Consider the following 411-nt stretch of genomic DNA (forward strand, 5'->3'; position numbering starts at 1 on the left):
GGAAATTTAGCTCAGCAACCCACTGGCGGATAATGGCAAGTTGTTGATAGTCTTTTTTGCCAAAAACAGCGATGTCAGGTTGGACGATATTAAACAGTTTACTCACCACCAAGCCGACACCATCAAAATGGGTGGGGCGAGTGTTAGCGCACAAGATTTTGCTAATATCGCCTGACAGCACTTGCACGTTGTTAGGGTAGGTTGGGTACATTTCTTCCACGCTTGGAGCAAACACAACACGAGCCCCTGCCTCGGTGAGTTTTGCCACATCAGCCACGAGCGTGCGTTGGTAGGTATCAAAGACTTCACCCACGCCAAATTGGGTTGGGTTAACAAACACACTGACCACCACGATATCGGCAAGTTCCTTGGCTTTTTTGACGAGGGTCACGTGACCGCTGTGCAAATTAC

Annotated in this window: 1 protein-coding gene; it reads right to left on the reverse strand. The window is 48.9% G+C overall.

The features are described from left to right. Positions 1 to 411, reverse strand: a 411-nt coding sequence (locus M3175_RS26170; RefSeq protein ID WP_251524633.1) for a pantoate--beta-alanine ligase, incomplete at both ends; no start/stop codon positions are given.

The sequence above is a fragment of the Robertmurraya korlensis genome (assembly GCF_023715225.1).
GTDB lineage: Bacteria > Bacillota > Bacilli > Bacillales > Cytobacillaceae > Robertmurraya_A.